At 37.9% G+C, this 5,172-nt stretch carries 6 protein-coding genes; 1 reads left to right on the top strand and 5 read right to left on the bottom strand.

What is annotated here, in order from left to right; translation table 11 throughout:
- On the top strand, window positions 1–191 hold a 191-nt coding region (locus DUK53_RS17880; RefSeq protein WP_236637323.1), incomplete at its 5' end, for a hypothetical protein.
- 396 nt (window positions 192–587) lie between these two features.
- On the opposite strand, the gene DUK53_RS16650 is transcribed toward DUK53_RS17880, so the two are convergent.
- The 5 genes from DUK53_RS16650 to DUK53_RS16630 form a co-directional block, all read right to left on the bottom strand.
- Window positions 588–1,316 (bottom strand): SprT-like domain-containing protein, encoded by a 729-nt coding sequence (locus DUK53_RS16650; RefSeq protein WP_236637322.1) that lies wholly within the window; start codon window positions 1,314–1,316, stop codon window positions 588–590.
- Between the two features lie 73 nt (window positions 1,317–1,389).
- Window positions 1,390–1,908 (bottom strand): hypothetical protein, encoded by a 519-nt coding sequence (locus DUK53_RS16645; RefSeq protein ID WP_124893133.1) that lies wholly within the window; start codon window positions 1,906–1,908, stop codon window positions 1,390–1,392.
- Window positions 1,909–2,158: 250 nt separating this feature from the next.
- A complete protein-coding gene (locus DUK53_RS16640; protein WP_124893131.1) occupies window positions 2,159–2,770 on the bottom strand; it encodes a hypothetical protein in 612 nt (203 codons plus the stop codon).
- Between the two features lie 6 nt (window positions 2,771–2,776).
- A complete protein-coding gene (locus DUK53_RS16635; RefSeq protein WP_124893129.1) occupies window positions 2,777–3,598 on the bottom strand; it encodes a ParA family protein in 822 nt (273 codons plus the stop codon).
- A 100-nt stretch (window positions 3,599–3,698) separates the two neighbouring features.
- Complete coding sequence (locus DUK53_RS16630; protein WP_124893127.1) at window positions 3,699–4,433, bottom strand: replication initiation protein; 735 nt, start codon at window positions 4,431–4,433, stop codon at window positions 3,699–3,701.
- Window positions 4,434–5,172: the final 739 nt, after the last annotated feature.

Here is a 5,172-nt window from a genome sequence, read left to right as displayed (position 1 = left end):
CGTTAGATACACTTGTTTTTGAATACAAATTCAGTAGGAAACAGCTTGTTTCGGTACTTGATGCTCTTATCTCGTTGTTTGAAAATTATGAAATGTCCTATTTACTCGGAGATGCTGGTTCTGCGCCGTATTGGGGCAATTGCACGGCCATGAAGGCGATACGCTCTATGTACAAACCAATGAGAGCGTAAAGCAGATACAACTGGATGCTATCCGGCACATTGAAACAACAACCTTTGAAAAATGGTATGTATAAGGGATTGTTCGGAAATAGACCCGTATTACCTGGTCGATCGGCCGCTGCATCCGGAGAAAATAGAACCAATATACGAACAATAAGATCCAACGTCCGGTCGTGAATGGCTTTAATTCCGAACGTTGCTTCATGAGGTATAAATTTGAACCATATGGTTCAATAAAAAACAAAAGAAAAACCAGCACATGAAGTTATGCTGATTTTGCTGTTTCTATTGAAGTGGTACCCCAGCAATAGAATGATGAGAGGATACGAGTACGGCCCCGTCTTGGCTAATCTCGTATCTCTTTGTATTATACGTTAATACTGGTAAAATGTGCAAGGCGAAAGATCAAGCCTGGACAAAGGTTTCGTTGCAATCTCCGCACAGGATATGGACTTCTTTTTTGTACGATCGCACGGCCATGTTGCACGTGGGACAGACCCATTTAATCGAGTTAGAAGTGGATTCAGAAGGGCCATAGGCATTTCCGGCCGCACTGGCTTCTTCTGGTGTGGCGCCATCTTCCACGGCGCGTAAGTAACGAAAGCCACGTCTAGCAATAACAAACGTCTCTGCATTGATGTCCATAGTTGCAATCTTATCTTTGAGTGGTTGGCCAATTCTAGCAAAGGAATAGCCGTGCTGTTTGTCCGGCTTAGGATCGGCATACTCGAAACCGATGTCCAGGCATTTATCGCGGAATTTTTTGTTGTGGTAGGTTCCTTTACGGCTGGTATCTTGAATGTTGTTGACCATGTGATAAAGATGGACCATTTCATGCAGCAGCGTGTCCATCACTTCGAAGAAATCATCCGCCAGGAACTCGGCCGATAAATTGATCTCATACATTTGCTGTGAGCCGTCTTTCGTACCCCATACGGGGTTAATGCTGCACCATCCCATCGATAATCTCCGGTGCCCGCTACTTTGGATCGTAATGGCGGGTACAGGTAATTTGCTGTCGAACCAGGTGTCATTAAATAATTGAAAGGCTTTATGTAGTTCTTGTGTGACCGATTCGATCGTAACTGGAGTTAAGTTGGTGTTGGCCATCGTTGAAGCTTCTCGCTTTGTCATTGTCATCTTTCCTTCCTTGTTGGGTTTCTTTAAAATTGAACCATATGGTTCAATAACTACTTTTGAAAAAAAGCTATATCATATCAACAAGTAATAGCTCGATCTCTTTTTCACTGTACTTTTTCAAGCCATAGACGACGTATTTGGTCGCCTTTCCTTCTATCTGCTCATAGACAGCCTTTCGGGTGATTCCGTACTTGACAGCGGCTTCTGTGCATGTGATAAGCGACGTAGGGAGTTTGGCTGCGGCGGTTAAGCTGCCATCTTTGTTTTCGATAAAGCTGTGTTGTATCAGATGCGTCTGCCAGGCTCTTCTATGGAAGATTTTCTTCTTATGCGTGTATAAGTGGCTAAAGCGAGCATCCCCGTATTTCGCAAGCGCACGGCGTGCTACGGCGTTGATAATAATGTACTTAATGCCTTCCTTTAAGTGGCGCGTGATCCAGAGTTCGGAAACACCAAGGTAATGGCCAATTTCTTCGGTAGACACGTCAAAGCCTTCCTGAAAGGCTTCGTTATAATCGCTAGCGATTGCTTCTAGGGAGTGGGACGAGGTGATTTTCACTAATTCTGGCGGATCGTTACGGATCATATCGACAACTCCTTTCTGGCTTCTATACTTATATTATACATCATGATAGGATATATAGCAATGAAAAATGAATAATAATTATCACTAGGGAAGGTCGAGATTTGTCTTTCGCCCCCCCCCTGTAGATAAAAAAGCAGTCACTGGCTTTAGTTTAAGCCTCACTTTGCTGGTGCTAAGCCAATAAGAAACAGCAATTCAAAAAAACAAGCCTTGCCTTATCCGAAAATAAGACTAGCTTGTTTAGCCACTTTTATAGTTCTGCTTTATATAACACTTCTATCATTTCAGCAACCAGAGCTGAATCTGACGCTTTATTTAGCCTTTTAGTAAGCTCTGAAAGCTTTTTCCTTACGGAAGGTTTCAACGTAAAATTATACGATGAGGTTCTTTCATTTTCAGTTACAACAATACTCGATAGTTCATGGGAGTCATTTCGAAATTCCACAACTCTTTGCAAATCACCATCATCATATAAAGCATCAATTATTTCAGAAAGTAAAGCTGATCCCGAAGTTTTACCAAATTTCTTTGTCAGCTCTGAAACCATTTTACGAACGGAGGGCTTCATTGTGAAGTTCCAAGATTTTGTTTTTTCAACACTACTACTATCTCCTGCCAAAATTGCATATGGTGAAGTAGCTACAGCTTTGGATTTTTTATTAGTGTCTTGATTTTTTTTCTTAGCATTTTCCTGATCATTTGCTTTATTTGCTGGTTTTGTCGCTTCTTTCGGCTTATCTTCTTTTGCTTCAGGAGCCTGGTTACGTGTTAACTCATCCTGTGATTCCGTCCCCACTTCTTCTTGAGAATCGAACATTGATCTTGCTGCCTGAAATCTATTTCCTGCTTTACTAGGTTTCATTTAGTTTCACTCTCCTTTTTCGTCCAAGATATTCAGAATTTTATCATATACTGAAAAAGTGGAAGTGAAAAATTCTTTATGCGCTCTGAAAGTCTTTTCGTCTTCAGCATATTCAACAATTGGTATTTTTTCTAAATTCCCTGTGTTTATAAGTTCCTTGTCTTGTATATAGCCTAAGTAATTCGGTTCTTGTTCAATAATATCTCGAAACTCTCGACTTGTGTTTGTGTTATGTTTTACTTTATTTCCAAGTATATAGTAATCAGCTGACATATAGCTGTTTCCAGATATCACTTCAACTAAGTCTTTCTTTAATTTTTCAATGTCATTACCTAGTTTTAGAAGCGCCCCATAGCCGTCCATCGACGGATCTGAAACACCAATGACAATATCCGCAATCGCCCAGGCGTTTTGTGTAACAAGTGTTGTATCATTATGTGTGTCAATTAAAATATAATCATATTTTTCTGCCAGCTCTTCATAATTTTCCATTACCCATCTGAATAGGATTAATCGGTTATTGTGCTTATCTTGTATGAGGTTATCCATCTCATGTAAGTCTACACCGGCTACTAATAAATCTAGATTTTCATGGATGTGTAATGGCTTAATATCTTTTCCTTTATACAAATTATCAATCTTGTTTTCATCTTTTATTAAACCAACGTCATATTCAGAATATCGATTTGATAAGTTTCCCGACTTATCTTGATCAATTAATAAGACTTTTTTATTTCGTTTCTGCGCTGCATACTCACCTAAGTTAAAAGTCTGTGATGTCTTACCAGTTCCACCTTTTTCAATATTTACAGTTGCTATCTTTACCATTGTTTCTACCCCATCTCGTGTTTTATATTCATGAATATATTCACCCTTATAAATATAACCATGTTGATGTTTATAAACATGGTGATTAACATGATTATAGTCATGTTATTATGCTACCATCTTGATCAATTATTACTTCAGCTTTGTTTTTTTTGAAAAACAATATCGCAACAGTTTGCCGTCCATCTTTTACAGTTTCGTAGTCGACAACCATTGTTGTATTTTTACTGATGTCGTCTCTAGCTTTTCTTAAGTATGCCAGGACTCTATACCAATCCATGGATTCTTTATTAAAAAGACTTTTTATTTCTGAAACTGATATTTCTACTTCATCTTCTTCATAGCTTCGCAGTCTTTCATATAGTAGCTTTGCATAAATACTTTTTAAGTTAATCACATCTTTAAAAAATGATTTCACTCGTTGACCATCTACAAGATTTAGTAAATGAGGTGCCATATCGCTGTCTAATTTTAGTTTGGTTTCACCATTTTTTATATACGGCTTCTCTAACCATCTGCCTACTGTCTTGGTCCCATCTTCTAAGAGAAGCCAGAATCCTTTATTAGCAAGCTGGAGCAACGCTTTTTCGGTATTAACATGGGCGGCTCCCCCATGCCCGAATCGGCAGACCTCATTTATTTCAGCTATTGTTGTTTGAACATAGTATAGATTTTCATCCGTTTCTTCAACTTTACTCACCATAAAATCGATTAGCGTCAGCTCTTTTGCTGAAAGTGAGTGCTTTGCTCTTTGTACCAAATCTACCGATTTCGTAATTAGCTTATTTTGTTGATTCTCAATTTCTTGATCATCAAACAGATCCATCTGTCTCATACCTTCCCCCCTTTAGATTTAGCATCGAGGATAACTCTTAAGCCAATTATAATCCATGCATTCATAGTTGTCAACATATTTATGTTCATGATTATGTTGATAGTCATGTTTATAGTTATCAACCTAAATATGTTCATGTTTAGGTTGATTTCTACTTCTGAAATAATTCAGTATCCACCTAAGTATTAGAAACTATATATCAGCACATAGACACAACTATACACAGACACATCAACATAGTTATGTTGATGTGTCTCGCATGGAATTTCATATGCTAACACACTTGCTTTTTGCGCACAAAAAATAACTCAACTGATCTAGTTCTCATGGAATAAAGTATGCTAGTACGCGCGTAACATAGTTATGACTATAGCTATGTTGATGTGCGCCACTATGAACATAACTATGTTGACTATTATGAACATAATTGTACCTGGATCCAAATTATTCAGCTTTCATTTGAGAGCACAGATAATTTAAATGTTCATCTCTATAGTCATGTTGATGAATATGACTATAGAGATTTTATAGTTATGTGTATATCTATCAACATAAACATGTTCATAGATATATGCATTTTTATGTTGATAGTGCATGGAAAAAAAGGTGCTAGTTAACTTAAACGAGTATCCATTACTGTTGTGACAAGCATACATATAAATGCGCAGCATACTTGATTCTTAAACTAGCAGTCTTTTTTCCATACGCGTTATTAAAACACGCATATGGATGTGAAATG

Source organism: Listeria sp. SHR_NRA_18 (assembly GCF_003856515.1).
GTDB lineage: Bacteria > Bacillota > Bacilli > Lactobacillales > Listeriaceae > Listeria_A > Listeria_A newyorkensis.
The sequence above is the reverse complement of the archived record's forward strand: the minus strand, read 5'-3'. Positions and strand labels throughout refer to the sequence as shown.